This window comes from Vibrio sp. MM46 (assembly GCF_027587135.1).
Taxonomy (GTDB): domain Bacteria; phylum Pseudomonadota; class Gammaproteobacteria; order Enterobacterales; family Vibrionaceae; genus Vibrio; species Vibrio harveyi.
The window spans coordinates 12,019-36,543 of the sequence record NZ_JAPPTO010000037.1; the positions used below are offsets into that span (position 1 = coordinate 12,019).

The following is a 24,525-nucleotide window of genomic DNA, read 5'->3' on the forward strand; positions in this document are numbered from 1 at the left end:
ACATCATTTCCATTCATATCATCAGATGATTAAGCTTTGCTCAAAAGTTCTTGTTCAATTTGGAGTGTTTTGTGTCTAGCCATATTACAAATAGCAAAAAACAGATGGCGCTGTTGACCATGTTAGTTCTGTTCAGTCCGCTTGCGATTGATATCTATCTACCTGCTTTGCCTCTTATCGCGTCCACTTTTCAGGTAGAAAATGCATTGGCACAAGACACCATCACTTGGTTCCTATTTGCTATGGGCGTTGGTCAGCTATTCGCTGGTCCCTTGGCAGATAAACTCGGACGTCGAACTGTTGCATTGGGAGGCATCACCATCTACGCATTGAGCGCTTTATTGGCGTGGAGTGCTCAAAATATTGAGTGGATGTTGGCGGCTCGCTTGCTACAAGGCTTGGGTGCTTGTGCAACATCTGTAGCAGCCTTTGCAACAGTTCGCGATATCTTTGGCCCGGAAAAAAGCGGCAAAATGATCAGCTACCTCAACGGTGCGATCTGCTTTATCCCAGCATTAGCACCGATTCTTGGTAGTTGGTTAACCCAACAATTTGATTGGCGTGCAAACTTCAGCTTTATGGCGGGTTTCGCTGTAATTGCAGGTGCGATGATGTTCCTTGGAATGAAGGAAACCAACCCAGCAACTGAAAAGCAGGCGGTATTTAAATTGAGCCGTTACTGGGCAGTCTTGAGCACACCATCATTCATCTTCCACGCTTCACTGTGTTTGATGGCGATGGCGGTCATTCTTGCTTATGTAACGTCTGCACCTGTAGTGTTGATGACAGGCATGGGACTATCGATGAATGAATTCACCTTCTGGTTTGGTCTGAATGCGGCGTTCAACATTGCTGCTTGTATGCTTGCGCCTAAGTTCATGGATCGCTGGGGCACACACAATTCACTGGTTGTTGGTATCTGCTTACTGGCAATTGCTGGCGTGATCATGATGGTGATGAAAGAGCACCATACGGCACTGTCTTTCATGCTACCAATCTTTATCTCATCGGTCGGCTTTGCTTGGATTCTTGGCGCAGCAGCAGGTAAAGCGTTGGAACCGTTTGGTGATAAAGCGGGTACTGCGGCTGCACTACTTGGTTTGTTCCAAATGAGTGGCTCTGGTTTGTTGGTGGGTACGCTACAGCGTTTATCACTGGATCCACAAACTCTGATTGCGATTCATATGTGGGTATTGCTTCCTGCATTAGTGATTCTGTTTAGCAAAGCTGGTAAGAACTGGCATGCGAAATTGGCGAATGCGTAAAACTCGATAATTTAGTATTTTCCAATGTACTTAACGCGTGTATATTTGTCGTTCAAACTTTTCTCGACACCATAACGGAACTCATAAAGTAATGTCGTTAACCACGTATGAAATGGCTCGTATCCTAGAGCAAATGGAAGAGTCACCAGAAAAGGTGATGTTTGGTAAGTTGCTTAACGAATTAGGTAACCAAAGCTCTGAGCGCATTCGTAGCGCGGCAAAACAAGTTCCAGTGCCAGTCCTACGCGATATCGTGTACCAATTTCAGCAAGTGATTGAGTCACGTAAAGGCGAGCAAGTAGAGCAGATGGCAAAAGATCTCGCGAAGCAGGGTATCTCACCTGAAGAGCTACTGGCTTACTTAAATAAATAATAAAAAAATCCCCGCATCATGCGGGGATTTTTTTAGTGAGTGATTTTCTTCTTCAGTATGTGGTCGAGGGATAATGGTCCTGGTCCCCACACAATTACTACAAGAATCATCAATCCCCAAAGTTGGTGATCATAGAAACCTTTCTCCCATAACAGCGGGTAAGAGACCACGGCGATGATGTTGAATACAAACAGAATCGCAGCCATCGGGCGGGTAATCAATCCTAGTGTCAAGAACACAGGTAGAACCAATTCTGCAGCCGTTCCTAAGTAAGCCGCCAATTCCCATGGCAGTATTGGCACTTGGTATTCCAGCTCAAATAAATACAGTGTGCTATCCCAAGACGAGAGTTTGATTAGGCCTGAATTGAAGAACACCCATGCAACCCACAAGCGACAAAAGAGAAGTAGTAAAGGGACAAAGCCAGCTTGTAGGGTGCTGATTAAATCGTCGTACCGATTCACTAAGTTTTTAACCGTATCCGTCATAGAGTGCTCCTTAGATTGATTTCAATGTAAAGCCGTCAACGAGATCGAGTGCCATGATGCTATTGAGATGAGCGAGTAAAACTTCAGGTATTTCGCTCAAACTCTGTTTCTGCTCTAAACATTGCAGCAGTTGGAACACATCGGCATCGAGTGCGTGACACAAGGCTTCTCCATTGGCTTGAATCGAGATGACACCTTGCTGTAATTGGTTGATATTAAGTTGTTCGAATTGCCCAGTTTGAATCGCGCTGAACAAATCAAATACTGCATAACTGGAGTAAAAGCTGCGGCAGCCTTGTTTGAGGTGCAAAACCAAAGCGGGTTGTTGCTCTTCACTCACTTCGCCAAGTAACGCAAGCGGTTTTAATTGTGCAGCACTGGATTGTTCATACTGCGCTTGACGAGCGAGGTCGATATGCCACTCGAAGCGTGCGACTTCAGGGCTGTAAGGGGCTTGTGCGATCACCTGACTAAACTGCATGATGGTGTCTTGAAAACCTTCGCCATAATGCACCACATTTCCTTCCTCTAATGGATAAGTGAGAACATGTTGGCGAGCCATCTGTTCAAAGCATTCTTCACCAAGTAGCGCTTCAACCATTGGGTAGGTCGCAGATAACACTTCGCTTAAGCTGACGATAAAGTTATTGCGGTAAATCTGCATGCGTTCATCAGCGGTAAACTCATCACTGGCAATATCGCAATCTTCACCGAGTGCTTGATAGTGTAGGGCTTTAGCAAACTGGCTTTGTAAGGTGGCTAGATTCATGATGCCTTCCTTGGTTCGCTTTGTTCACTTGGAAGTGTGCCTTGCAACAGCAGTTGCGATGCTTTCTGCGCTTCTCCTAATAAGACTTCTGGCGCGGGGATATCCAGGTCCCATTCAATCAGCGCATGGCGTGGACCGTGTTTTTTGGTCCACTGCGCGAACAGTTGCCAAACTTCGTCACTAACTGGGCGGCTATGGGTATCAATCCATATCTCACTTTTGTCGAGTTGTTTGATGGTAAAACCTGCCAAGTGAATCTCATCCACTTTGTCGGCTGGAATTGCATCTAGGTATGTGTCGCAATCAAAACCGTGGTTGAACGCCGAAACATAAACATTGTTTAGATCGAGCAATAAACGACAGTCAGTGCGCTTTTGCACTTCGGTGAGAAACTCCCATTCGCTGATGGTCGAATGTTGAAACTTCACATAACTAGATGGGTTCTCTATCAAAATCTCGCGTTGCAAATAATCCTGCACTTCATTCACGTTACGAGTGAACACTTTAAGCGCTTCTTCCGTATACGGAAGTGGAAGCAGATCATTAAAGTAGTGACCGCCGTTTTCACTCCAACTCAAATGGTCAGAAACAAGAATCGGGTTGATTGAGTCAATCAGCGCTTTAAGTTGAGCAAGGTGCTTTTGATTCACACGTTTCACCGAACCCAGTGACAGACCAATGCCGTGGCAGCTAATTTGATACTGCTCGCGCAACGCTTGCAATTGATTGCGCTCTGCAGCGTTGGGTTGAAAATAGTTTTCACTGTGGATTTCTAACCAAGATAACTCGGGTTTGTTTTGGCTAAAGTAATCGAGGTGAGGGGTTCTTAATCCAACTCCAACAAGGTCGTGGAAGGTGTGGTGTTTCACGTGAAACTCCTTTTCAAAGCGGGCGGGAAGAGAAGGATGCGCTGGTTGAGCGTCAACGCATCCTTGCAGTAGCTAGCGATAAAAGATTATGAAGAAGAAGTGCTACCGCCAACGAGCTTGTCACATAGACCTTTTGGTACGACTACGAATGCGTCTTTTTGGTTATCTTCTTTAGAAGTACCAGCACATGAGCTGCTTTTCGTTGCACAGTCGTTTTTACCTGCTTTAGAAACGCCGTAGCACTTCTCTTTATCAGCAGCGACAGCTGGAGCTGCAGTTAGCATTGTGCCACCAAGAGCTAGAAGACCAGTAACAGCAGCAGTAACAGCTAGATTCGACTTTTTCATAATAAATTCCTCTGAATGATTTCCTTTACTTTAAGTTGGCAAGATGAATCGCCTGTTTTGGCGTTTTTGTTATCAACTTGCTTAACTTAAAAGATAGGAAACTGGCTAAAAAACTTTCAGAAAAATTTTCGAAACAAATGGTTTTAAAGAATGGAATTTATATAACTTATTGATATGTTGAGTAAAAAAACGACGAATTTTTTATGAATTTTTGTCTAATCTGAAGAGGTTGTTTAGGTTATAATCTATTTTTATGTATAAATAACCAGTAGCTCTCATCATGATGGATCCATCTCTATTACTCGACGGTTTGAACGACAAACAACGTGAAGCCGTTGCAGCACCTCTAGAAAACTTGCTCGTCCTTGCTGGTGCAGGGAGTGGTAAGACACGCGTTCTTGTTCACCGTATCGCTTGGTTGATGTCGGTCGAGCAATCATCTCCGTTCTCAATCATGTCGGTAACCTTTACCAATAAGGCGGCGGCAGAGATGCGTGGACGTATCGAAGAGCTAATGATGGGCAGTGCAGGCGGTATGTGGAATGGTACTTTCCACGGCATTTGTCACCGTATTCTGCGTGCGCACTATCTTGATGCCAAGCTACCGGAAGATTTCCAAATCATCGACAGTGACGACCAACAGCGTCTACTAAAGCGTTTGATCAAAGCGCAAAACCTCGATGAGAAGCAGTGGCCAGCACGCCAAGTGGCATGGTGGATTAACGGCAAGAAAGACGAAGGTCTGCGCCCGTCGCACATTGATGCGTACCACGATCCAGTGACCAAGACATATCTGCAGTTGTACACCGCTTACCAAGAAGCGTGTGATCGTGCTGGTTTAGTCGATTTTGCGGAAATCTTGCTGCGCGCACATGAGCTACTGCGTGATAACAAGTTCGTCCGTGAACACTACCAAGCACGCTTTAAGCATATCTTGGTGGACGAGTTCCAAGATACCAACAACATCCAATACGCTTGGCTACGTATGATGGCGGGACCTGAGTGTCACGTGATGATCGTAGGTGATGACGATCAGTCGATTTACGGTTGGCGTGGTGCAAAAGTCGAGAACATTGAGAAGTTTACGCTGGAATTCCCAAGCGTGAATACCATTCGTCTTGAGCAAAATTACCGTTCAACCAAGACCATTCTGGAAGCGTCCAACGCCCTGATCGCGAATAATACCGAGCGTATGGGTAAAGAGCTTTGGACAGATGGCGTTGTCGGTGAGCCTATCTCGATTTACAGCGCTTACAACGAACTAGATGAAGCCCGTTTTGCGGTAAACAAAATCAAAGAGTGGCAAGACAAGGGCGGAGCTCTGAATGACGCTGCAATGCTTTACCGTAACAACGCCCAGTCGCGTGTTCTTGAAGAAGCACTAATCCAAGCTGGTCTGTCTTACCGTATCTACGGCGGTATGCGATTCTTCGAACGTCAGGAAATCAAAGATGCCTTGAGCTACATGCGTTTGATTGCCAACCGTAATGATGATGCGGCATTTGAACGTGTAGTGAATACGCCAACACGTGGTTTGGGTGATAAGACGCTTGAAACCATCCGTTTTGCGGCTCGTGACTGTGGTTGCACCATGTGGGAAGCGAGTGTAGCGATGTTGGAGGAGAAGGTGCTTGCTGGTCGTGCTGCTGGTGCTCTGAGCCGTTTTATCGAGCTTGTTACGGCACTAGAAGACGACACCATCGAGATGCCGCTGCATCACCAAACTGACCATGTGATCAAATACTCGGGCTTGTTCGCGATGTACGAGCAAGAGAAGGGCGAAAAGTCTAAGGCACGTATTGAGAACTTGGAGGAATTGGTTACCGCAACTCGCCAATTCGAGAAACCAGAAGAAGCTGAAGACATGTCACTGCTGACGGCATTCCTAACCCACGCGGCACTAGAAGCGGGCGAAGGACAAGCGGACGAGTTTGAAGATGCGGTTCAGCTCATGACATTGCACAGTGCGAAAGGTCTAGAGTTCCCGTTGGTGTTTATGGTTGGTGTGGAAGAAGGCATGTTCCCAAGCCAAATGTCGGCAGAAGAAGCAGGGCGTTTAGAAGAAGAACGTCGTCTGTGTTACGTAGGCATGACCCGTGCGATGCAGAAACTGTACATCACTTATGCTGAAATGCGCCGTTTGTACGGTCAGGATAAGTACCATAAACCGTCTCGCTTTATCCGTGAACTGCCAGAAACTTGTCTAGATGAAGTACGCATGAAGGCGCAAGTTAGCCGTCCTGCAAGCAGTGGTCGATTTAGCCAAACGGCAGTGAAAGAGAGCTTCAATGAAACTGGCTTTACGCTAGGTTCTCGTGTGATGCATCCTAAGTTTGGTGAAGGCACCATCATCAACTTCGAAGGCAGTGGTCCACAGAGCCGCGTACAGATTGCCTTTAATGGTGAGGGCATCAAATGGTTGGTGACTGCTTACGCTCGACTAGAGAAACTGTAAGGCTTCCCCAAAACTCATACCAATCGTAGTAAATAACTGGTCATTCTAGCTTGTTAAAATACTCGATAACTGCGTTGCAATTTTTGATTGTAGAATAACTACTTATCGAAAAATTGCGCCTTGTTCTCAAGCATTTTCCCTACGCTATTTCTGATCACTTATTTACTGTGATTGGTATCATCAACTTAAGAGCTGCTTCGGCGGCTCTTTTTGTTTGTGCTGTTTTTGTGTCGCTAATGCAGTAAAAAATGGAATGATAAATGGAATGATAAATGGAATGCGAAAGCGCGATTTAACGATGCTGTTTGAAGGGAAAGTCTGGTGTTGTTGGTGAATGTCTGTTTTCAGTAGAGCTGCTGAGAAAAATTTTAGGCAAAGAAAAACCCCGAGGGCTTGCGCCCGTCGGGGTTATAGTCTTACTCGCAGCAATCCGGCTACTAAGAGTGCTCCATGCATCTAATCCATGATAGTGTGCTGAATCCGTCAGCTTAATCCTTACGTCGCCTTCCTAGCGGTGTCCTTAATGACCTTATCCTGGTCTGCTAACCATCCTCGTTAGCTCTCATCACTTGTTCCCTGAGCGGTGTCCCTGACATCATCCTGATGTTCAAATCCTTGCCTCGTCCAGAGGTGTCCATTTCCCGTCCTTAGTAGCAACCATCCTAGTCACTATTGATTCCGTTCAATGTCCAATTTTGCAATCCATGCCCGACTATTCATCCTGAATAACCGTTTCTTCTTCCTGAAGTTCACCAAGTCCGTGGTGTTTCCTGTTCCGTGTCAGCATCCTTCCGACAGGTTTAATATTACGTGTTTAACGATTTCCAACAACGGGCTAATCTCACATTTTTTCACTCTCTTTGCGTTCAAAAAAGATACATAAATATTAAATTCAATGACTTATGTTCTTTGTTGTACGGTTTTACCATTAAAAAAGAGAGGTTTGCTCAACCCTTTGTGAGAGATCTCGCACAAGGGGTCGAGCGAAAGACTCTTACTGCCCGATAGCGGCACCTTCACGCCTTGGATCGGCTGCGCCCTCAAGACCGTCTTTTGTTATACGTATCGCATGCAGTCCAGAGTTCAAATCACGAACATCAGTTTTAAAACCCATCTTTTCCAACTCAGGCTGTAAGCCTTCTGCAGCAGTACCTTGCTCAATATCTAAAGTACCAAAACGGTTCAGTAATCGTGGTTGATTAATCGCGCTTTGGATGTCCATATCCCATTGCGTGTGGGCGATAATGGCTTGTGCGACGTAACCAATGATGCGGCTGCCACCCGGTGAGCCAATTGCCATGTAAGGTTTGTCATCCTTCATCATAATGGTTGGTGCCATGGATGAGCGTGGGCGTTTGCCCGCTTCTAAGCGGTTCGCGATTGGCACACCATCTTGGTGCGTGCGGAAGGAGAAGTCGGTCAGTTCGTTATTAAGCAAGAAGCCGCGCACCATCAGGCGTGAGCCAAAGGCGTTCTCAATGGTCGTTGTCATTGAAACCACATTGCCTTGCTTATCGACGATATTGAAATGGCTGGTGGAAGGCAGTTCGATTGATTGGTCCATGCTTAGGTTCATGGCGTGCGACCAAGGAGGGTTGCCGGCTTCAACCTTACTCAACGCTTTACCGACTTGGATGAGCTCAGCACGTTGTTTGAGATAATCTTTATCAAGCAAGCCTTCGGTTGGCATTGGTACATAATCTTGGTCAGCCATGTATTTACCGCGATCCGCGAACGCAAGGCGAGACGCATCGGCGATCACTTGCCACGATTTCGCGCTTTCGGCTCCCCAACCTTTAAGATCGTAGTGCTCGGTGATCGCAAGAATCTGTCCAACCGTCAATGCGCCAGAGCTTGGTGGTCCCATGCCGCAGATGTCATAGCTTTGGTAAGCCGCACAAACCGGTTCACGTTGCTTGATTTGGAACGCATCAAAGTCAGGTTGTGCCAATACGCCAGGATTGCCCGGTGCATTTTGTACTGTCTTGATAATGTCTGTGGCGATATCGCCTTGATAGAAAGCTTTTGCTCCTTGCTCTGCAATTGCCGTCAGAGTTTGCGCGTATTCAGGGTTCTTCAACAACGTGCCTTCGGCTTTTGGTGAGCCATCTGAATTAAAGAAGTAAGCCTTAGTCGCAGGGAAGTGTGATAGGCGCTTGGCATCTTTCTCAATCAGACTCGCGAGGCGAGGACTGACTTCGAAACCTTGCTCAGCCAAGGTAATCACAGGTTGGATGATCTTTTTCCATTCCAACTTGCCGTATTTCTGGTGCGTGTCCCACAGTAGTTTCACTGTGCCAGGAGTGGCAACGGAGCGCCCACCGACAACCGCATCGTAAAATTGCAGTGGTTGTCCTTTGTCATCTAGGAAGAGTTTCGGTGTCGCGGCGAGCGGTGCTGTCTCGCGTCCATCATACGTAGTCAGTTTTTGTTTCTCACTGTCCCAATACACTAAGAAGGCACCGCCACCAATGCCAGAAGATTGCGGTTCTACCAAGCCTAGCATCAGTTGTACGGCAACCATGGCATCAATAGCATTACCACCTTGTGCAAGAACATCTGCCCCAGCTTGGGTGGCAAGTGGGTTGGCTGCTGTGACCATATAATCTTTGGCTTTAACCAATTGCTTTTGCTCGAAGCCAGTGCTGTGCTCCGGCGCAACGGCATCTGCTGCTTGGTTAGCAAAGGCTGAGGTAGATAAGACGAGTGGGGAAGTAAGAAAAAGACCCGTGGTCACGAGTCGGTTGAACGTCCAATGCATGATGACTCTCCATGTTGCCAGTTTTGTGCTTTCAGCTTGGCAGTCATGAAGAGTCACGTCGAGTCAGCAATCTTAGAAATGTCGATTGTGCTACGCTTTTAAATCAGTACTTTATCCGATAAAAGTGCTGATGGTTTGGTACAAAATACTGCCGCCCACGAGAGTAAATACCACGCCACACAGACCGTCGATATAGATGCCTGCTTGTTGCAATTTACGTTGTAAGCGCTGTGTCGACAGCATCCATGCAAGGCTAGAGAACCAGAATAGCGACAAGCCAAACAAGATGACCAAAGCAATACCTTTGCCAGTGATCGACATACCTGCAGGGACTAAGCTCGACATCAAACTGATAAAGAACACCAAGGCTTTCGGGTTAAGAATGTTGGTCGCAAATCCTTTAGCAAATGCCTGACGCTTATTACTGATCACTAGGTTGTTTTGCTTCTTAGGTTGATCCACCAGTGGATTTTTGATCATTGAGATCACGGCGCGCAATGCACCAATACCTAAGTAGAGCAGGTAACTACCACCGAGCAGTTGCACCACGGAGTACAACACAGGGTGCTGGTGGACGATATAACTTACGCCTGTCAGGCTGAACAGAGAGTGCAGCAAAATACCGACAGACAATCCCAACGCAATGTACAAGCCAGTTTGACGACCATGACGCGTCGCGTTTTGTACGACCAACGCAAAGTCCGGACCTGGACTCATTAGGGCAATAAAGTGAATGCTGGCGAGCGTCAGCAATATGGTGGATTCATTCATAACACATCTCAAGTATAACTAATGCGGCTATTGTCGTGGCAAGTCACCTGTAGCGCTTGTAAAAAACTGACAGCTTTCTCGGTAAATGAAATTAACGAGTCACTTGAGAAGGGGAAACGCCGTAGGTCTGCTTAAACGCTTTGCTGAAATGCGCTTGATCGTAGAAACCGATCTGATGGGCGACGTCGGTTCCACATTGACCAGCTTGCAGTAACTTCATGCCTTGTTCGAGGCGCAGGCGTGCGAACCATGCGTAAGGCGTCATGCCAGTTTGCGCTTTAAAGTGGCGCTGGAACTGAGTTGGGCTCAGTTGGCACAGCTCTGAGAGTGAATCCAAACGCACCGCTTGGTCAAGGTTCGCCATTAGATAATCTTTTAACGTCCCAAGCGATTGGTTTCCTAGCGGCACCACTTTTTGTCGCTCAAGCGATCCGTAGCGATCAAAAAGTTGGTTAAATCCTTCAAAAGGAAGGCAATCTTTGGTGAGTTGGCTGAGGTTTTCACGACGAAGTAGCCCGTGTAAGTTACTAAGTTGTGAAAATATCTGTGGATCCGAGATGATCAGCTCGTTGAAGTGTATTATTTGACCGTTTTGCTTAAGATCAGCCAGATCGCTCAATAGGTGAGGTTCGATCGCAAATACATTTACTTCATAGCCACTTTCGAGCTTAGATTGCCCGTCGTGCAGCTCATCAGGCGGCATTATCACAATTTGCCCGTGACCAACTTGGTGGCTGTTACCTTGGTATTGGAACTTCTGCGCACCATGCGTGATCAGACCGAGATGAAAATCCAGGTGGTAATGCCTTTGAAAAGCAAATTTCTGGTATTTCGCCTCTATCAGACTCAAATTGTCATGGTCGGTTGCGTAGTACTGAATATGTTCCATTAAATAAAAAAAGCTTGGTCACATTATGACCAAGCTTATCCATCAATTTCTTAAATGTCTTGTAAAAAACGATCAGGCAGCACGAGCCGCTTTGCGTGACTTGCGGTTATTACGCAGACCATCAAAGCTAAATACCACCAAGGCGCCCCAAATAAAGGCGAAGGTGATGGCTTTATCGCTAGTGAACGGTTCGCCGTAGATCAGCACCGCAAGCAAGAACATCAGACTTGGACCAATGTATTGGAAGAAGCCCAACGTCGATAGCTTTAGACGGGTTGCTGCGCCAGTAAAACACAGTAGCGGCAGGGTAGTGATCACGCCTGCAGCAATCAACAAGGTATTCAGCTGCATTGGGTTATCTAGCATGTTGGACGTCGGTGAACTCGCAATAAACAGCAAGTAAATTGCTGCAGCAGGTAACATCACCAAGGTTTCAATAAACAGTCCGGTTTGTGCTTCCACACTGACTTTCTTACGTAGCAAGCCATAAAAGCCGAAACTCATTGCCAGCGCTATAGCGACCACAGGCACCGAGCCAAAGACGATCAGCTGAACTAATACGCCACAAGCAGCAAGGACAACCGCGAACCACTGAAGCGTACGTAGACGCTCGCCAAGGAAGACCATCCCGAGTAAGACGTTGATCAGTGGGTTAATGTAATAACCTAAGCTGGCATCGAGCATGTGATTAGAGTTCACCGCCCAAATGAAGATCAACCAGTTTGCACCGACCAAAATGGCAGTAGAAACCAGAAACATCATCTTGGTTTTGTTTTTAATGATGTCGCGAACCGAGCGCCAATGGCGACCAAAATGGAGGAGTGCGGCTAGCAAAAAGAAAGACCAAATCACTCGGTGGCTTAAGATCTCAAGTGGCGAGACTTCAGCAATCGATTTGAAGTAAATGGGTGCGATGCCCCACATGGTGTACGCGCCAATAGCAAGCAAGACGCCTTGCCGTGAGCGTTGTTGTTCTTCTGGTGTCATGGGATGTCACCTAATTGAGTTTTTATAGAGCAGAAAATCAGTATACGAGTCGTGAGCTGAATCACCTAACAATTTGCGGTTTTATTCACCATGAAACCCCATTACAATGTGCCCTCACTTTGCGTGCTAGTGGCATGCATAAGCACCTCTTTTTAAGACCCAATCTGAGATTTTTCATGACCTCTACCTTGCTAGCCGAACAATCTGATTCGCCTTTGACGCCTCAACGTGTGTTGGAGGATGTGTTTGGTTACCAAGAGTTCCGTGATGGTCAGCAGTTGGTGATTGACGCCGCGGTAGAAGGTCGCGACAGCTTAGTTATCCTGCCTACGGGTGGCGGTAAGTCGCTGTGTTATCAAATTCCTGCTTTGGTTCGCTCTGGCATTACTTTGGTGATCTCTCCGCTTATCTCGCTGATGAAGGACCAAGTGGACCAGCTTAAAGCCAACGGTGTAGCGGCTGAGTGCATTAACTCGACCATGCCTCGTGAAGAGCTGCTCAGCGTGTATAACCGCATGCACACTGGTCATCTTAAGTTGGTGTACGTCTCGCCAGAACGCGTATTGATGCGTGACTTCATTGAGCGTTTGGAAAACCTGCCGCTATCGATGATTGCTGTCGATGAAGCGCACTGTATTTCCCAGTGGGGACACGATTTCCGTCCCGAATACGCCGCGCTTGGTCAACTTAAGCAGCAGTTTTCTCATGTGCCATTTATGGCGCTGACGGCGACGGCGGATGACGCTACGCGTCGAGATATTCTTGAGCGCCTGCAACTGAATAATCCAGAGGTTTATCTAGGCAGCTTCGACCGTCCTAACATTCGCTACAACTTAGTTGAGAAGCACAAGCCGGTTTCGCAAATCGTTCGTTATCTTGAAACCCAAAAGGGTAATTGCGGCATCATCTATTGTGGTAGCCGTAAGAAAGTTGAGATGGTGACTGAGAAGCTGTGCAACAACCACATTCGTGCTGCTGGTTATCACGCAGGTATGGACGCTGATGAGCGCGCTTATGTTCAAGAAGCTTTCCAACGTGATGACATCCAAATTGTTGTGGCGACCGTGGCATTCGGTATGGGCATCAACAAACCAAACGTGCGTTTTGTGGTTCACTTTGATATCCCGCGCAACATCGAATCCTACTATCAGGAAACCGGTCGTGCAGGACGTGATGGTCTGCCTGCGGAAGCGATGATGTTGTATGACCCGGCGGACATCAGTTGGCTGCGTCGTATGTTGGATGAAAAAGACGATGGTCCGCAGAAGCAGGTGGAAACCCACAAACTGAATGCGATGAGTGCCTTTGCTGAGGCGCAGACTTGTCGTCGTCAGGTGCTATTGAATTACTTTGGTGAGTATCGTGAGAAGCCATGTGGCAACTGCGATATTTGCTTAGATCCACCGAAACACTTTGATGCCACGGAAGAAGCGCGTAAGGCGTTGTCTTGTGTGTACCGTGTTAATCAGAGCTTTGGTATGGGCTACGTGGTAGAAGTGCTACGTGGCATGCAAAACATTCGTGTACGTGAAAACGGTCACGATAAGATTTCTACCTACGCGATAGGGCGCGATCACAGCCACGATTACTGGGTGAGTATCTTCCGCCAGTTAATCCACAAAGGGCTGCTGTTCCAAAACATCACGCGTAACTCAACGCTGCAACTTACCGAAGAAGCACGTCCATTGCTGCGTGGCGATGTGACTCTAGAGTTAGCGGTTCCACGTTTAGACACCGCAGCACGTGCGGCGAAGTCAGATAAACTGACCAGCAAGAACTATGACAAGAAGCTGTTTGCTAAGTTACGCAAGCTGCGTAAGTCGATTGCTGATGAAGATGGTTTGCCACCATACGTGGTCTTCAGTGACGCTACTCTGATTGATATGGCGGAAATTCTGCCAACGTCTTACGGCGAAATGCTGGCAGTTAGCGGTGTTGGTCAGCGCAAACTGGAGAAGTACGCCGATCCATTCCTCGATTTGATTCAAGAACACATTACTCACCACGGATAAGGAACCACGATGCAAAAGGAATTTGGCTTAGCGGACTACATGGTACAAGAAGGGCGCTTAATCATTACCGCGCCGAGCTTTGACCTTGATAGCTTTCCTGCCTTAGGTGAGCGTTTAGTCGGACTGCTTTCTGCTACTGTGGTGGAAAAGCAATGGGATGCGGACATTCACTCTTGGCTGATTGACTTTGAAGGTTGCCGACTGTTTATGAAAGCAGAGCATTACAGCGAAGCGATTTGGTTTGAAGCGTTAGCGATTGAAGAGAGCAGGGAAGAGTTGGATTATCTTGCAGGATTGCTCCAGCGCGGCTTCTAAAAATAGAATTTTTCTTGAAAGGGTGTTTCACATGAAACACCCTTTTTTATGCTCAAACGTTTGCGTAAAACAGACGACTTGCGGCGAAAAGTGGTTAATGTATAATCGCCCACCGCTTCGCTCAGAATGAGCCAAGCCAGTTTATTTTTCATTTTACATTGTTGGTAAGAGCCACTCTATTCAGTGACTCGATTTGGGTTCCCTCACCCCCAAACCAAACTAAAAAGGTATCGCATGAGTAACTTTACCCCTGCGCAGCAGCGCAACGCCCTTATCTATCTGGTTCTATTCCACCTAGTCATTATTGCATCTAGCAATTACCTAGTTCAGCTACCGTTTACTATATTCGGTTTCCATACCACTTGGGGTGCATTCACTTTCCCATTTATCTTCTTAGCGACTGACTTAACCGTACGTATTTTCGGTGCTCAGTTGGCGCGTAAGATTATCTTCTTAGTGATGTTGCCTGCTTTGGCAGTGTCTTACTTCTTATCGGTGGTGTTCTTCGAAGGTCAATTCCAAGGTTTTGGTCACCTAGGGGAATTTAACTTATTCGTTGCTCGTATCGCGATTGCTAGCTTCATGGCGTACCTGCTTGGTCAGATCATGGATGTGCACGTGTTCAACCGTCTACGTCAAATGAAGCAATGGTGGGTGGCACCAACGTGTTCAACGCTTTTCGGTAATGCACTTGATACTATCGCTTTCTTCGCCATTGCGTTCTACCAAAGCCCAGATCCATTTATGGCGGAGCATTGGACGGAAATCGCGCTGGTGGATTACGGCTTCAAACTGATTATCAGTCTTGGTCTGTTCGTTCCTATGTACGGCGTATTACTGAATTACCTCATTAAGAAGCTGACTGCGGTGAACCCTGATTTTAAGGTGACGACAAGCGTTCAGTCTTAATATCAGTGGGAACCCCAAAAGCCGCTTGCTCAAATCAAGCGGCTTTTTTGTATCTGTTTACTAGGGTTTGGAGCGTTTTGTACAGCGTGGGGGGTAATTAGATCATGGGTGTCCAAAAGCTCCCTAAGCTGTACAAAGGTAAAAATGGAGTAATAAAAAAGGTCCCAATAGGGACCTTTAACCAAGTATTAAGTCATCGTGAGATTTAACAAGTCACAATACTTAACGGCCAACCAATGTCTGTTTGACGGTTGGATTCAATTTCCAATTCAGCCGCAGTCAATGGGTTTGCCTCTAACCACTTCGCATCAATATTGAGCGTCAGTTTGTCGCCTTCCGCAGTGAGAGTCACACATGGCTCTAGAGCTGGATTACGACGGTGGCTGAGTAAAACCGCAAGACGCAATAGGCGCAGTACGCGTTTACCACTCGTGCCTGAAAGGGCATGTTGCTCAGGCAGTGACGTCAGTTGTTCACGGTAACGGCGAGCAATTTCACCGATAAAGAACTTCTGCGCACGGGTGTAACCAGGCAAATCCAGATGCTGTAGCAGGTAAGCGCTGTGCTCACCGCCCTTTTTGAAGTCGATAGTTAGACCTATTTCGTGCAGCTTGGCTGTTGTTTCCAGCAGGACTTTACCCTGAGGTTCTGCAACCCAAGCTTCACCGCCAACTTGCTCAAGCAGTTTGCCCGCAAGTTTTGCAACTTGTTCGCCGTATTGGCAATCTAGCTGGTAACGGTTTTGTACGCTACAAACGGTGCGTGCACGGATGTCGTTTTGACGAAGTTCGTCAACCATCTCGTACACCAAGCCTTCACGTAGTGCGCCGCCAGCCAGTGTCATGGCATCGATTTCTAGTAGCTCAAAGATCGCAATCAAAATGGATAAGCCACTTGGGAACACCAAAGCACGTTCTAGGGTAAGCCCTTCAATATCGAGCTCTTCCAAGTGATCAGCAAGCATCGCCTGCTTTTGCAGACGCTTAAGTTTGGAGTGAGTAATCACTTCGTCCATGCCTTGCGCTAGCATTATCTCTTGTAGTGCTTGAACGGTACCCGATGCCCCAACACACACATCCCAACCTAGGTCCGTGTACTGCTCTAAGATTGGCATCAGAGTTTGCTTGGCACCTTCAATTGCGGCTTCGAAGTTACGTGCATTTAATTGGCGGTCTTTAAAGAAGTTCTCCAACCAAGTCACACAGCCCATTTTTAGACTGGTCAGTGCTTTGGCTTCGAAACCTTCACCGATAATCAGTTCTGTACTTGCACCGCCGATATCGACCACAAGGCGACGACCGCTGCCACCAGAGGTGTGAGCGACACCTTTATATATAGTGGCGGCTTCTTCTTCGCCGGTAATCACTTCGATAGGCTGACCTAAAATTTGGTTCGCCTTCTCTAGAAAAACATCCACATTGGTCGCGGTACGCAATGTCGCGGTACCCACAATGCGGATGTTCTGTTTAGGAATATCCTGCAAGCGTTCTGCAAATAGACTTAAGCAGTCCCATCCTCGCTGCATAGCTTCCATACTAAGAGAGTTATGTTCATCTAAGCCCGCGGCTAGACGAACTTTGCGCTTAATTTTAGCCATAGTTTGAACGCTGCCATCGATGTGACGCACAACGAGCATGTGAAAACTGTTCGACCCGAGGTCGATGGCGGCGTATAGCGGTGATGATCCTGCTTGACTCATAAACGACTTCAGTTTCCTTTTATGATTGTTTTGGCGCTGATTGACGCGGTTGACGAGGACGACGTCCTTGTGGCTTGCGGTTACCAGAGCGAGTGCCACCTGTATTGGTGCGACGTTGTTGAGTACGAGGCGCGCGCATACGAAGTGGTGCAGGCAAGTCTTGGATTAGAGCCGAGGCATCGTAATCAGAAACTGGGATTGCGTGCTCAATGTATTCTTCGATTGGCGGCAAGTTGATTGCGTAATCTTCACAAGCAAAGCTAATAGAGTGACCACTTGCGCCAGCACGACCAGTACGACCGATACGGTGAACGTAATCTTCACAGTCATCCGGTAGGTCGAAGTTGAATACGTGTGTTACTTGAGGAATATGAAGACCACGAGCAGCAACATCGGTTGCGACTAGTAGGTCAACTTCACCGCGAGTGAATTGCTCAAGAATCTTTTCACGCTTCTTCTGTGGTACATCGCCAGTCAGTAGACCCACACGGTGACCATCTGCTGCTAGGTGACCCCAAATCGACTCACACTTATGCTTCGTATTAGCAAAAACGATCGCGCGGTCTGGCCATTCTTCTTCAATAAGAGTTTGAAGCAGTGCCATCTTGTCTTCATTAGAAGGGTAGAAAAGCTCTTCTTGGATGCGGTGACCCGTTTTTTGCTCTGGCTCAACCACAACATGCTCAGGATTGTGCATGTGTTCGAAAGCTAATTCTTGTACGCGATAAGACAATGTTGCTGAGAACAGCATGTTCAAACGCTCTTTTGGCTCAGGCATACGACGGAACAAGAAACGAATGTCTTTAATAAAGCCAAGGTCAAACATACGGTCCGCTTCATCCAGAACAACCGCTTGAATGTTGTTTAGGTTGAATACGCGTTGCTTGTAGAAGTCGATGATACGGCCTGTAGTGCCGATAAGAATGTCTACGCCGTCTTGCAGTTTTGCCAGTTGCTTGTCGTAGCTTTCGCCACCGTACGCTAAAGCAGCTTTAAGACCCGTGCTAGCAATCAAAGGTTCAGCATCGTTAAAGATCTGAATCGCTAGCTCACGCGTTGGCGCCATAATGATCGCGCGCGGCTGAGTTGGCTTACGACCTTCGTGCTCTGGTGTCGTTAGAAGGTGGTTGAAGGTAGCAGTAAGAAACGCGAGGGTTTTACCAGTACCCGTTTGGGCCTGGCCTGCAATGTCTTGGCCGGTGAGCAGTACCGGCAACGCCAAGGCTTGGATAGGGGTACAATATTCGAACCCTTTTTTGTCCAATCCTTCAATAACTTGGGGCTTTAAACCCAAATCGGCGAACTTTTGCTCTGTGATATGCGTCTTTTTCATAGCGATAGAATATCAGCTAAAGCTTGCAATAAGAAAGTAAATACATTCCAATAGGGCATCTATTTACTGGTTATCATCCAACCAGTTTCGAAAAACACATTGGAGTGGAAGATGAGTGATAAGATTTTGCAGCTTACTGATGACGGTTTTGAAAACGATGTAATCAATGCTGCAGGCCCGGTTCTAGTTGATTTTTGGGCAGAATGGTGTGGTCCTTGTAAAATGATCGCTCCTATCCTGGACGAGATCGCTGACGAGTACGAAGGCAAACTCACTATCGGTAAACTAAACATTGACCATAACGCAGGTACACCACCTAAGTTTGGTATTCGCGGCATTCCAACGCTACTGTTATTTAAAGACGGTAACGTAGCGGCAACGAAAGTTGGTGCTTTGTCTAAGACTCAACTAAAAGAGTTCCTAGACGCAAACCTATAATCACTAAGTGATTACAAACAAAACCGTGCAATATGACAATGCGCGGTTTTGTTTTTCTAACTCTGGACTAGAATATTAATTAGTGCTAACTTATCGCGCGTTAATTGAACAAATTTCTCTTCTTGGTCGATCCTGAGACCAAATCCATCTTAACTAGAAAACAGATCTTATTTTGACTAAACAAGCATCCACCACCATGAATCTTACTGAACTGAAGAACAGACCTGTGTCTGACCTTGTAAAGCTTGGCGAAAGCCTGGGTCTTGAGAACCTAGCTCGTCTAAGAAAACAAGACATCATCTTCGCAATTCTTAAAGCGCACGCGAAAGGCGGCGAAGACATCTTTGGCGATGGGGTTCTGGAGATTCTGCAAGACGGCTTTGGTTTCCTACGTAGTGCGGACAGCTCATACCTTGCTGGTCCAGACGACATCTACGTTTCACCAAGTCAGATTCGTCGTTTCAACCTACGTACTGGTGACTCAATTGCTGGTAAGATTCGTCCACCAAAAGACGGTGAGCGTTACTTTGCCCTGCTAAAAGTCAACACAGTAAACGACGACAAACCAGACAACGCTCGTAACAAGATCCTATTCGAGAACTTAACGCCTCTACACGCTAACGAGCGTATGGTTATGGAGCGCGGTAACGGTTCTACAGAAGACATCACAGCACGTGTTTTAGACTTGGCATCGCCAATTGGTAAAGGTCAACGTGGTCTGATTGTTGCTCCGCCTAAAGCGGGTAAGACAATGCTTCTGCAAAACATCGCTCAAAGCATCGCATACAACCACCCTGAGTGTGAGTTGATGGTACTTCTAATCGACGAACGTCCTGAAGAAGTGACAGAGATGCAGCGTCTAGTTAAAGGTGAAGTAGTAGCGTCAACGTTCGATGAGCCAGCTTCTCGCCACGTACAAGTAGCGGAAATGGTAATCGAGAAAGCAAAACGTCTTGTTGAACACAAGAAAGACGTGGTTATCCTGCTTGACTCTATTACTCGTCTAGCTCGTGCATACAACACCGTAGTCCCTTCATCAGGTAAAGTACTAACTGGTGGTGTGGATGCAAACGCACTACACCGTCCTAAGCGTTTCTTCGGTGCAGCGCGTAACGTAGAAGAAGGTGGCAGCCTAACTATCCTTGCTACAGCTCTTGTTGATACTGGTTCGAAGATGGATGAAGTTATCTACGAAGAGTTCAAGGGTACAGGTAACATGGAAATCCACTTGAACCGTAAGATCGCAGAGAAGCGTGTATTCCCAGCGATTGACTTCAACCGCAGTGGCACACGTCGTGAAGAGCTTCTAACTAAGAATGAAGAGCTTCAGAAGATGTGGATTCTACGTAAGATTGTTCACCCAATGGGTGAAATCGATGCAATGGAATTCCTAATCGACAAGCTAGCGATGACGAAGACTAACGACGAATTCTTTGATGCAATGCGTCGCCAATAGTCTCAGATAAGTAATTCTGCGAAAAGCCACCGTATATCGGTGGCTTTTTTATTGCTTTCTCCCGATAGAAGTATCAGAATGAAGAAAATGTTATCGGGAGGTTAACATGCAACAAGGAATGTTGTCGTCATTACTCCTGAGCTTGTCACTTATCACGCTACCCGTGACTTTATCTGCTAAGGAAATGCAGGAGACCGTGGTAGAGCAGTGGCTTCAGGATACCCATATACAGACCAAAGTATCTGAATTGCTCGATTATGCAGTCAGAGACGAGGTCGACTCTCTCAAATTTGCTCTCGACCGACTGGCTTTTCCTCAACAAGAAGTCGTTCGTTTTCTGTTGCTCGAAAAACTAGAGCAACAAGAAATCATCCTTACGCCGAGAATGGCGATTTTTGTCGAATCCCAAATTAGTATCACCCCAACTTACCAAGTTTTAGAGCGTGGTGATGGTTACGAATTCACTGTGCCTGCGTTTAACTTTCCCTCTATTGCGAGTCGTCTGATTAAACGTTGGAAACAAGACCAAAGCACGTTGGAGTTTGTACTAGCAGCAGAGCGCCAAGAACTTAACCTAAAAGATTGGTTAACAGGCACTTCGCAACATGTACAAACCAGAGAAGCGCTACTTATACGTGAGTTAGATAGCCTATCTCCCGATGCACTTGAGGCGCTAACCAAACAATTGACCCATGCAAATGTAACGAGCTGGTTACCATCCACTGCCGTTGTGGTGCGTTTGGCGCAAGTTAGCCAAAATGAGGCGATGTATGATCTGCTTTGGCGAATGCGTGCGGATTACAACAGCCAAACTGAGCTAGAAAGGCTTGCTGAGGTTAGTGATGAGTTCTCATTACAACAATTGATGAATTCTACGGTCAATCCGACCTTAAAACCTTATGCTATTGAACTGCTCACGAGATCCAATCCACTCTCTCAAGACGTAAAACAGTTCCTCGTTGCTAAGATGGCGCTCTCAGAAGAAGCGACTCTAGTTGCGAGAGAGCTAGCAAAACAGGGGCATCAATCGTGGTTAGAAGAGCTTGTTTCAAGTAATCGCCAAGTAAAAGCGCGACAGATTCAGGAATTCTTGAAGTGATGACACTTTAAAAGACCGTTTCTTCGCATTGTTATCATTGAAGTAACCTAGCTCACATACCCACACAAAATAGGAGGATCTTAGCGTCCTCCTATTTGTTATACTGCGGACAGTTTAATCAGCCAGCATGAAGGCCTATGAGTTTTAAGGATTTACGCGAATTTATCGACCACCTAGAACAGAAAGGTCGACTTAAACGCATCACTCACCCCGTCGATCCCGCTTACGAAATGACAGAAATTAGTGACCGCACCTTGCGTGCTGGTGGTCCTGCATTGTTGTTTGAGAACCCAATCGGCTACGACGTGCCTGTTTTGACGAACCTATTTGGTACGCCAGAGCGCGTCGCAATCGGTATGGGACGCGAAGACGTTAAAGAATTAAGAGAAGTCGGTAAGCTACTGGCTTATTTAAAAGAACCTGAGCCACCAAAAGGCTTCAAAGACGCGTTGGAAAAACTGCCTGTGTTCAAACAAGTATTGAACATGCCGGCTAAGCGTTTACGTAAAGCACCATGCCAAGACATTGTTTGGCAAGGTGATGAAGTTGACTTGGATAAGATTCCGGTAATGAGCTGTTGGGCAGAAGATGTTGCGCCGCTGCTTACTTGGGGCTTAACCGTAACCAAAGGTCCAAACAAAAAACGTCAGAACCTAGGCATTTATCGTCAGCAGAAAATTGCCAAGAACAAAATCATCATGCGTTGGTTAGCTCACCGAGGTGGTGCGCTCGACCTGCGCGATTGGATGGAAACCAATCCAGGTAAACCTTTCCCAGTTTCGGTCGCGTTTGGTGCAGACCCAGCTACCATTCTTGGCGCGGTAACACCAGTGCCAGATACGCTATCGGAATACGCATTTGCAGGTTTGTTGCGTGGAAGCAAAACTGAAGTCGTGAAGTCAGTCAGTAATGATTTGGAAGTGCCAGCGAGCGCGGAAATCGTGATGGAAGGCTATATCGACCCAAACGAGTTTGCTGATGAAGGTCCTTACGGTGACCACACTGGCTACTATAACGAAAAAGAAAAGCACCACGTATTCACCATTACGCACATTACTATGCGTAAAGATCCTATTTATCACAGCACCTACACTGGTCGTCCGCCAGATGAACCAGCTGTATTGGGTGTGGCATTAAACGAAGTGTTTGTGCCGATTCTGCAAAAGCAATTCCCAGAGATTGAAGATTTCTATCTGCCGCCAGAAGGTTGTTCGTACCGAATGGCAGTCGTCACCATGAAGAAGCAGTACCCAGGACATGCCAAGCGCGTAATGATGGGCGTGTGGTCTTTCTTACGCCAATTCATGTATACCAAGTTTGTTATTGTGTGCGATGAATCGGTAAACGCACGAGATTGGAATGATGTCGTGAAAGCCATGTCAGAGCATATGGATCCTGTGCGTGATACCTTGATGATAGATAACACGCCAATCGACTCTCTAGATTTTGCTTCGCCAGTGGTTGGTCTTGGATCCAAGATGGGGCTAGATGCAACCATTAAATGGGATGCCGAGCTAGCGACGCGAACCGAGGTCACTGAGCGAGACAGCATAGCGATTACCGAAACAGAGCTGAATGAGTTGAAACAGCAACGCCCTGAGATTGTCGATATCTATCTACCTGCAACAGCAAATAACCAGTTCGCTGTTGTGACCATGAAGAAAGACCAAGCTGGTCAATCGCAAGCCTTGATGGAATACCTGTGGGACTTCTTTGCTCAGCACACGGATAACAAATTCATTATCTTGTGCGACGATGACGTTAATGCACGAGATTGGAATGACATCATTTGGGCTGTAACAACCCGAATGGATCCAGATAGAGATACTATTCAAGTGCATAGTAAGACTGCTAGTTCATCCAAATTAGGATTGGATGCGACCAACAAGTTCGAATCCGAAGTCATGCGCGAGTGGGGTACGCCTATCAAAAAAGATCCTAAACTTGTGGCTAAAGTCGATGAGATTTGGGACCAGTTAGGTATTCTATGAGTCATCAAGTCCACCTTCTACCAATGGACGTTACGTTCCAAGTAAAAGAAGGGGAGACGGTGTTGGAAGCTGCGCTCAACAACAATATTCGCTTCCCACATCGTTGCCAAGTTGGCGCTTGCGCCATGTGCATGTGTAAAAAGCTAACGGGCGAGGTGAGCTATCACCTCGAACCTATGCTAACCGAAAAAGAGCAACAGCAAGGTTGGATATTCCCTTGCCAAGCCTATACAGAAAGTAATTTAGTGCTTACTTTTGACGAGTAAGCGAGAGGAACACCATGACCATCCAATGTAAAGTAAAGTCTATTCAGCCGTTAGCTTGTAATACTTATCAAATCCTTCTTCACCCAGAATCACCTGTACCTTTTAAAGCAGGTCAGTACCTCATGGTTGTGATGGGTGAAAAAGACAAACGTCCTTTCTCGATTGCGAGCAGTCCATGTCGTCATGAAGGTGAACTTGAACTGCATATCGGTGCGGCGGAACACAACGCTTATGCGCTAGAAGTTGTTGAAGCAATGCAAGCGGCATTAGAAACAGATGGTCATATCGAGATTGATGCTCCACATGGTGATGCTTGGGTTCAAGAAGAAAGCGAACGCCCACTATTATTGATTGCTGGTGGTACTGGTTTTAGTTACGTGCGTTCAATTCTAGATCACTGTGTTGCACAGAACAAAACCAACCCTATCTATCTATACTGGGGGGCGCGTGATAACTGTCAGTTGTACGCTAAAGAAGAGTTGGTCGAGATTGCCGACAAGTTTGCTAATGTTCACTTTGTGCCAGTAGTAGAAGAAGCGCCAGCAGACTGGCAAGGTAAAGTTGGTAACGTGCTACAAGCGGTGAGTGAAGATTTCGAAAGCTTAGAAAACTACGATATCTATATTGCAGGTCGTTTCGAAATGGCTGGCGCAGCACGTGAACAGTTCACTCAGAACAAGAAAGCAAAGAGCGAACGTATGTTCGCAGACGCGTACGCATTCATTTAAATACAGCTTTTGAGGCAGAAAAAGAGGGTTTTTTACCCTCTTTTTTGCTTTTTTGATGAAATAGTCATCGAACAGTTAGTTTTTTCCATTTTTTTTCAAAAAAGGGTTGCGAACGGATCTGAGTTCCCTATAATGCGCATCCACCGACACGGCAGACGCGATAAGGCTTCAGCAGGGTCGGAGAGGTGAAAAGCTTCTGAGAAAATAAATTGAAAAAAGTGTTTGACACTCTCAATTATCTCGTTAGAATGCACCTCCGCTTTGAGAGAAAAACTTCTCGACAAGCAAGCTCTTTAACAATATAG

At 46.6% G+C, this 24,525-nt stretch carries 22 protein-coding genes; 12 read left to right on the forward strand and 10 right to left on the reverse strand.

What is annotated here, in order from left to right; all coding sequences use genetic code 11:
• Positions 1-71 precede the first annotated feature (71 nt).
• Both OH459_RS25990 and tsrA read left to right on the forward strand, forming a co-directional pair.
• The gene (locus OH459_RS25990) at positions 72-1,265 is read left to right on the forward strand and encodes a multidrug effflux MFS transporter (RefSeq protein ID WP_026138203.1); all 1,194 of its coding nucleotides are present in this window, start codon (positions 72-74) and stop codon (positions 1,263-1,265) included.
• Between the two features lie 91 nt (positions 1,266-1,356).
• Positions 1,357-1,638: an H-NS-like global regulator TsrA gene (gene tsrA, locus OH459_RS25995; RefSeq protein WP_005447240.1), complete on the forward strand. Its 282-nt coding sequence runs from the start codon at positions 1,357-1,359 to the stop codon at positions 1,636-1,638.
• 32 nt (positions 1,639-1,670) lie between these two features.
• On the opposite strand, the gene OH459_RS26000 is transcribed toward tsrA, so the two are convergent.
• From OH459_RS26000 to OH459_RS26015, 4 genes are all read right to left on the reverse strand, one after another.
• The gene (locus OH459_RS26000; protein WP_269989504.1) at positions 1,671-2,126 is read right to left on the reverse strand and encodes a DoxX family protein; all 456 of its coding nucleotides are present in this window, start codon (positions 2,124-2,126) and stop codon (positions 1,671-1,673) included.
• A gap of 10 nt (positions 2,127-2,136) precedes the next feature.
• Entirely contained in the window at positions 2,137-2,895 is a 759-nt protein-coding gene (locus OH459_RS26005) for an HvfC/BufC N-terminal domain-containing protein (RefSeq protein WP_269989505.1), read from the reverse strand.
• On the reverse strand, positions 2,892-3,764 hold the full coding sequence (gene bufB, locus OH459_RS26010) for an MNIO family bufferin maturase (RefSeq protein ID WP_269989506.1): 873 nt from the start codon (positions 3,762-3,764) through the stop codon (positions 2,892-2,894). The genes OH459_RS26005 and bufB overlap by 4 nt, the downstream gene beginning before the upstream one ends.
• A gap of 86 nt (positions 3,765-3,850) precedes the next feature.
• Positions 3,851-4,111 carry a BufA1 family periplasmic bufferin-type metallophore gene (locus tag OH459_RS26015; RefSeq protein WP_005451246.1) on the reverse strand — a complete coding sequence of 87 codons (261 nt, stop codon included), beginning with the start codon at positions 4,109-4,111 and terminating at the stop codon, positions 3,851-3,853.
• A gap of 280 nt (positions 4,112-4,391) precedes the next feature.
• On the opposite strand from OH459_RS26015, the gene uvrD reads away from it, so the two are divergent.
• Positions 4,392-6,566: a DNA helicase II gene (uvrD, locus tag OH459_RS26020; protein ID WP_050933020.1), complete on the forward strand. Its 2,175-nt coding sequence runs from the start codon at positions 4,392-4,394 to the stop codon at positions 6,564-6,566.
• A 994-nt stretch (positions 6,567-7,560) separates the two neighbouring features.
• Here uvrD and ggt read toward each other — a convergent pair.
• The 4 genes from ggt to rarD form a co-directional block, all read right to left on the reverse strand.
• Positions 7,561-9,327: a gamma-glutamyltransferase gene (ggt, locus tag OH459_RS26025; RefSeq protein ID WP_269989507.1), complete on the reverse strand. Its 1,767-nt coding sequence runs from the start codon at positions 9,325-9,327 to the stop codon at positions 7,561-7,563.
• Between the two features lie 111 nt (positions 9,328-9,438).
• A complete protein-coding gene (locus tag OH459_RS26030) occupies positions 9,439-10,098 on the reverse strand; it encodes a LysE family translocator (protein ID WP_269989508.1) in 660 nt (219 codons plus the stop codon).
• Positions 10,099-10,189: 91 nt separating this feature from the next.
• On the reverse strand, positions 10,190-10,987 hold the full coding sequence (locus OH459_RS26035; protein ID WP_005451239.1) for an AraC family transcriptional regulator: 798 nt from the start codon (positions 10,985-10,987) through the stop codon (positions 10,190-10,192).
• 72 nt (positions 10,988-11,059) lie between these two features.
• The gene (gene rarD / locus OH459_RS26040) at positions 11,060-11,974 is read right to left on the reverse strand and encodes an EamA family transporter RarD (RefSeq protein WP_045491392.1); all 915 of its coding nucleotides are present in this window, start codon (positions 11,972-11,974) and stop codon (positions 11,060-11,062) included.
• Between the two features lie 176 nt (positions 11,975-12,150).
• Here rarD and recQ point away from each other — a divergent pair, with 176 nt between their 5' ends.
• The 3 genes from recQ to OH459_RS26055 all read left to right on the forward strand — a co-directional run bounded on the left by recQ (position 12,151) and on the right by OH459_RS26055 (position 15,210).
• The gene (gene recQ, locus OH459_RS26045) at positions 12,151-13,986 is read left to right on the forward strand and encodes an ATP-dependent DNA helicase RecQ (RefSeq protein ID WP_005430287.1); all 1,836 of its coding nucleotides are present in this window, start codon (positions 12,151-12,153) and stop codon (positions 13,984-13,986) included.
• 9 nt (positions 13,987-13,995) lie between these two features.
• Positions 13,996-14,301, forward strand: coding sequence for a DUF3630 family protein (locus OH459_RS26050; protein WP_269989509.1), 306 nt, complete (start codon positions 13,996-13,998; stop codon positions 14,299-14,301).
• A 234-nt stretch (positions 14,302-14,535) separates the two neighbouring features.
• On the forward strand, positions 14,536-15,210 hold the full coding sequence (locus OH459_RS26055) for a 7-cyano-7-deazaguanine/7-aminomethyl-7-deazaguanine transporter (protein WP_005378770.1): 675 nt from the start codon (positions 14,536-14,538) through the stop codon (positions 15,208-15,210).
• A 205-nt stretch (positions 15,211-15,415) separates the two neighbouring features.
• Here OH459_RS26055 and gppA read toward each other — a convergent pair whose 3' ends face one another.
• Both gppA and rhlB read right to left on the reverse strand, forming a co-directional pair.
• Entirely contained in the window at positions 15,416-16,909 is a 1,494-nt protein-coding gene (gene gppA / locus OH459_RS26060) for a guanosine-5'-triphosphate,3'-diphosphate diphosphatase (RefSeq protein WP_005451193.1), read from the reverse strand.
• Between the two features lie 19 nt (positions 16,910-16,928).
• Positions 16,929-18,242, reverse strand: coding sequence for an ATP-dependent RNA helicase RhlB (rhlB, locus tag OH459_RS26065; protein WP_005451190.1), 1,314 nt, complete (start codon positions 18,240-18,242; stop codon positions 16,929-16,931).
• A 111-nt stretch (positions 18,243-18,353) separates the two neighbouring features.
• Between rhlB and trxA the strand changes: the two genes are divergently transcribed.
• The 6 genes from trxA (at position 18,354) to fre (ending at position 24,220) form a co-directional block, all read left to right on the forward strand.
• Positions 18,354-18,680 (forward strand): thioredoxin TrxA, encoded by a 327-nt coding sequence (gene trxA / locus OH459_RS26070; protein ID WP_004745500.1) that lies wholly within the window; start codon positions 18,354-18,356, stop codon positions 18,678-18,680.
• Positions 18,681-18,876: 196 nt separating this feature from the next.
• The gene (gene rho, locus OH459_RS26075) at positions 18,877-20,136 is read left to right on the forward strand and encodes a transcription termination factor Rho (RefSeq protein WP_005440042.1); all 1,260 of its coding nucleotides are present in this window, start codon (positions 18,877-18,879) and stop codon (positions 20,134-20,136) included.
• A gap of 106 nt (positions 20,137-20,242) precedes the next feature.
• Positions 20,243-21,235, forward strand: coding sequence for a hypothetical protein (locus OH459_RS26080; RefSeq protein ID WP_005451187.1), 993 nt, complete (start codon positions 20,243-20,245; stop codon positions 21,233-21,235).
• A gap of 137 nt (positions 21,236-21,372) precedes the next feature.
• On the forward strand, positions 21,373-23,226 hold the full coding sequence (ubiD, locus tag OH459_RS26085) for a 4-hydroxy-3-polyprenylbenzoate decarboxylase (RefSeq protein ID WP_009696788.1): 1,854 nt from the start codon (positions 21,373-21,375) through the stop codon (positions 23,224-23,226).
• Positions 23,223-23,492, forward strand: coding sequence for a 2Fe-2S iron-sulfur cluster-binding protein (locus tag OH459_RS26090; RefSeq protein ID WP_009696789.1), 270 nt, complete (start codon positions 23,223-23,225; stop codon positions 23,490-23,492). Before ubiD ends, OH459_RS26090 begins: the two co-directional genes overlap by 4 nt.
• 14 nt (positions 23,493-23,506) lie before the next feature.
• Positions 23,507-24,220, forward strand: a complete 714-nt coding sequence (gene fre, locus OH459_RS26095) for an NAD(P)H-flavin reductase (protein ID WP_009696790.1) — start codon at positions 23,507-23,509, stop codon at positions 24,218-24,220.
• Positions 24,221-24,525: the final 305 nt, after the last annotated feature.

Bases quoted from the DNA above. Each gene is read 5' to 3' on its own strand.
- tsrA (WP_005447240.1), top strand. From the start codon at position 1,357: ATGTCGTTAACCACGTATGAAATGGCTCGTATCCTAGAGCAAATGGAA.
- OH459_RS26000 (WP_269989504.1), bottom strand. From the start codon at position 2,126: ATGACGGATACGGTTAAAAACTTAGTGAATCGGTACGACGATTTAATC.
- OH459_RS26005 (WP_269989505.1), bottom strand. From the start codon at position 2,895: ATGAATCTAGCCACCTTACAAAGCCAGTTTGCTAAAGCCCTACACTAT.
- OH459_RS26015 (WP_005451246.1), bottom strand. From the start codon at position 4,111: ATGAAAAAGTCGAATCTAGCTGTTACTGCTGCTGTTACTGGTCTTCTA.
- uvrD (WP_050933020.1), top strand. From the start codon at position 4,392: ATGATGGATCCATCTCTATTACTCGACGGTTTGAACGACAAACAACGT.
- ggt (WP_269989507.1), bottom strand. From the start codon at position 9,327: ATGCATTGGACGTTCAACCGACTCGTGACCACGGGTCTTTTTCTTACT.
- OH459_RS26030 (WP_269989508.1), bottom strand. From the start codon at position 10,098: ATGAATGAATCCACCATATTGCTGACGCTCGCCAGCATTCACTTTATT.
- OH459_RS26035 (WP_005451239.1), bottom strand. From the start codon at position 10,987: ATGGAACATATTCAGTACTACGCAACCGACCATGACAATTTGAGTCTG.
- rarD (WP_045491392.1), bottom strand. From the start codon at position 11,974: ATGACACCAGAAGAACAACAACGCTCACGGCAAGGCGTCTTGCTTGCT.
- recQ (WP_005430287.1), top strand. From the start codon at position 12,151: ATGACCTCTACCTTGCTAGCCGAACAATCTGATTCGCCTTTGACGCCT.
- OH459_RS26050 (WP_269989509.1), top strand. From the start codon at position 13,996: ATGCAAAAGGAATTTGGCTTAGCGGACTACATGGTACAAGAAGGGCGC.
- OH459_RS26055 (WP_005378770.1), top strand. From the start codon at position 14,536: ATGAGTAACTTTACCCCTGCGCAGCAGCGCAACGCCCTTATCTATCTG.
- gppA (WP_005451193.1), bottom strand. From the start codon at position 16,909: ATGAGTCAAGCAGGATCATCACCGCTATACGCCGCCATCGACCTCGGG.
- rhlB (WP_005451190.1), bottom strand. From the start codon at position 18,242: ATGAAAAAGACGCATATCACAGAGCAAAAGTTCGCCGATTTGGGTTTA.
- trxA (WP_004745500.1), top strand. From the start codon at position 18,354: ATGAGTGATAAGATTTTGCAGCTTACTGATGACGGTTTTGAAAACGAT.
- rho (WP_005440042.1), top strand. From the start codon at position 18,877: ATGAATCTTACTGAACTGAAGAACAGACCTGTGTCTGACCTTGTAAAG.
- OH459_RS26080 (WP_005451187.1), top strand. From the start codon at position 20,243: ATGCAACAAGGAATGTTGTCGTCATTACTCCTGAGCTTGTCACTTATC.
- ubiD (WP_009696788.1), top strand. From the start codon at position 21,373: ATGAGTTTTAAGGATTTACGCGAATTTATCGACCACCTAGAACAGAAA.
- OH459_RS26090 (WP_009696789.1), top strand. From the start codon at position 23,223: ATGAGTCATCAAGTCCACCTTCTACCAATGGACGTTACGTTCCAAGTA.
- fre (WP_009696790.1), top strand. From the start codon at position 23,507: ATGACCATCCAATGTAAAGTAAAGTCTATTCAGCCGTTAGCTTGTAAT.